This is a genomic window from Pseudomonas sp. 14A (assembly GCF_018132745.1).
In the GTDB taxonomy this organism is placed as follows: Bacteria; Pseudomonadota; Gammaproteobacteria; order Pseudomonadales; family Pseudomonadaceae; genus Aquipseudomonas; species Aquipseudomonas mercuritolerans.
The window spans coordinates 1-3,380 of the sequence record NZ_JAGRQJ010000019.1 but is presented as its reverse complement, the minus strand read 5'-3'; the positions used below and the strand labels follow the sequence as shown (position 1 = coordinate 3,380).

Annotated in this window: 2 rRNA genes; both read left to right on the top strand. The window is 51.0% G+C overall.

From position 1 onward, the window contains the following. The first annotated feature begins 168 nt into the window (after positions 1-168). A 23S ribosomal RNA gene (locus PS14A_RS26440) occupies positions 169-3,062 on the top strand. 156 nt (positions 3,063-3,218) lie between these two features. After that, a 5S ribosomal RNA gene (gene rrf / locus PS14A_RS26435) occupies positions 3,219-3,334 on the top strand. Positions 3,335-3,380: the final 46 nt, after the last annotated feature.

The following is a 3,380-nucleotide window of genomic DNA, read 5'->3' as shown; positions in this document are numbered from 1 at the left end:
TAGATCGTTCTTTAAAAATTTGGGTATGTGATAGAAAGATAGACTGAACGTTACTTTCACTGGTAACGGATCAGGCTAAGGTAAAATTTGTGAGTTCTCTTAGTTGAGAAATTCGAATTTTCGGCGAATGTCGTCTTCACAGTATAACCAGATTGCTTGGGGTTATATGGTCAAGTGAAGAAGCGCATACGGTGGATGCCTTGGCAGTCAGAGGCGATGAAAGACGTGGTAGCCTGCGAAAAGCTTCGGGGAGTCGGCAAACAGACTTTGATCCGGAGATGTCTGAATGGGGGAACCCAGCCATCATAAGATGGTTATCTTGTACTGAATACATAGGTGCAAGAGGCGAACCAGGGGAACTGAAACATCTAAGTACCCTGAGGAAAAGAAATCAACCGAGATTCCCTTAGTAGTGGCGAGCGAACGGGGACTAGCCCTTAAGTGGCTTTGAGATTAGCGGAACGCTCTGGAAAGTGCGGCCATAGTGGGTGATAGCCCTGTACGCGAAAATCTCTTAGTCATGAAATCGAGTAGGACGGAGCACGAGAAACTTTGTCTGAATATGGGGGGACCATCCTCCAAGGCTAAATACTACTGACTGACCGATAGTGAACTAGTACCGTGAGGGAAAGGCGAAAAGAACCCCGGAGAGGGGAGTGAAATAGATCCTGAAACCGTATGCGTACAAGCAGTGGGAGCAGACTTTGTTCTGTGACTGCGTACCTTTTGTATAATGGGTCAGCGACTTATTTTCAGTGGCGAGCTTAACCGAATAGGGGAGGCGTAGCGAAAGCGAGTCTTAATAGGGCGTCTAGTCGCTGGGAATAGACCCGAAACCGGGCGATCTATCCATGGGCAGGTTGAAGGTTAGGTAACACTGACTGGAGGACCGAACCGACTACCGTTGAAAAGTTAGCGGATGACCTGTGGATCGGAGTGAAAGGCTAATCAAGCTCGGAGATAGCTGGTTCTCCTCGAAAGCTATTTAGGTAGCGCCTCATGTATCACTGTAGGGGGTAGAGCACTGTTTCGGCTAGGGGGTCATCCCGACTTACCAAACCGATGCAAACTCCGAATACCTACAAGTGCCGAGCATGGGAGACACACGGCGGGTGCTAACGTCCGTCGTGAAAAGGGAAACAACCCAGACCGTCAGCTAAGGTCCCAAAGTTATGGTTAAGTGGGAAACGATGTGGGAAGGCTTAGACAGCTAGGAGGTTGGCTTAGAAGCAGCCACCCTTTAAAGAAAGCGTAATAGCTCACTAGTCGAGTCGGCCTGCGCGGAAGATGTAACGGGGCTCAAACCATACACCGAAGCTACGGGTATCATCTTCGGATGATGCGGTAGAGGAGCGTTCTGTAAGCCTGTGAAGGTGAGTTGAGAAGCTTGCTGGAGGTATCAGAAGTGCGAATGCTGACATGAGTAACGACAATGGGTGTGAAAAACACCCACGCCGAAAGACCAAGGTTTCCTGCGCAACGTTAATCGACGCAGGGTTAGTCGGTCCCTAAGGCGAGGCTGAAAAGCGTAGTCGATGGAAAACAGGTTAATATTCCTGTACTTCTGGTTATTGCGATGGAGGGACGGAGAAGGCTAGGCCAGCTTGGCGTTGGTTGTCCAAGTTTAAGGTGGTAGGCTGAGATCTTAGGTAAATCCGGGATCTTAAGGCCGAGAGCTGATGACGAGTTACCCTTTGGGTGACGAAGTGGTTGATGCCATGCTTCCAAGAAAAGCTTCTAAGCTTCAGGTAACCAGGAACCGTACCCCAAACCGACACAGGTGGTTGGGTAGAGAATACCAAGGCGCTTGAGAGAACTCGGGTGAAGGAACTAGGCAAAATGGCACCGTAACTTCGGGAGAAGGTGCGCCGGTGAGGGTGAAGGACTTGCTCCGTAAGCTCATGCCGGTCGAAGATACCAGGCCGCTGCGACTGTTTATTAAAAACACAGCACTCTGCAAACACGAAAGTGGACGTATAGGGTGTGACGCCTGCCCGGTGCCGGAAGGTTAATTGATGGGGTTAGCTAACGCGAAGCTCTTGATCGAAGCCCCGGTAAACGGCGGCCGTAACTATAACGGTCCTAAGGTAGCGAAATTCCTTGTCGGGTAAGTTCCGACCTGCACGAATGGCGTAACGATGGCGGCGCTGTCTCCACCCGAGACTCAGTGAAATTGAAATCGCTGTGAAGATGCAGTGTATCCGCGGCTAGACGGAAAGACCCCGTGAACCTTTACTATAGCTTTGCACTGGACTTTGAATTTGCTTGTGTAGGATAGGTGGGAGGCTTTGAAGCGTGGACGCCAGTTCGCGTGGAGCCATCCTTGAAATACCACCCTGGCAACTTTGAGGTTCTAACTCAGGTCCGTTATCCGGATCGAGGACAGTGTATGGTGGGTAGTTTGACTGGGGCGGTCTCCTCCTAAAGAGTAACGGAGGAGTACGAAGGTGCGCTCAGACCGGTCGGAAATCGGTCGTAGAGTATAAAGGCAAAAGCGCGCTTGACTGCGAGACAGACACGTCGAGCAGGTACGAAAGTAGGTCTTAGTGATCCGGTGGTTCTGTATGGAAGGGCCATCGCTCAACGGATAAAAGGTACTCCGGGGATAACAGGCTGATACCGCCCAAGAGTTCATATCGACGGCGGTGTTTGGCACCTCGATGTCGGCTCATCACATCCTGGGGCTGAAGCCGGTCCCAAGGGTATGGCTGTTCGCCATTTAAAGTGGTACGCGAGCTGGGTTTAGAACGTCGTGAGACAGTTCGGTCCCTATCTGCCGTGGACGTTTGAGATTTGAGAGGGGCTGCTCCTAGTACGAGAGGACCGGAGTGGACGAACCTCTGGTGTTCCGGTTGTCACGCCAGTGGCATTGCCGGGTAGCTATGTTCGGGAAAGATAACCGCTGAAAGCATCTAAGCGGGAAACTTGCCTCAAGATGAGATCTCACTGGAACCTTGAGTTCCCTGAAGGGCCGTCGAAGACTACGACGTTGATAGGTTGGGTGTGTAAGCGCTGTGAGGCGTTGAGCTAACCAATACTAATTGCCCGTGAGGCTTGACCATATAACACCCAAGCAATTTGCTGACCTGAAAAGGCACCAGATTGCGGTGTGTGAAGACGAAACGAACCGAAAGTTCGAAACGCACAAACACCGACAGCTGTCACATACCCAATTTGCTGAAGCGAGGCCATTCGGTCACGAGTCAGTACCCGAATTTCTTGACGACCATAGAGCGTTGGAACCACCTGATCCCATCCCGAACTCAGCAGTGAAACGATGCATCGCCGATGGTAGTGTGGGGTTTCCCCATGTGAGAGTAGGTCATCGTCAAGATTAAATTCCGAAACCCCAATTGCGAAAGCAGTTGGGGTTTTGTTTT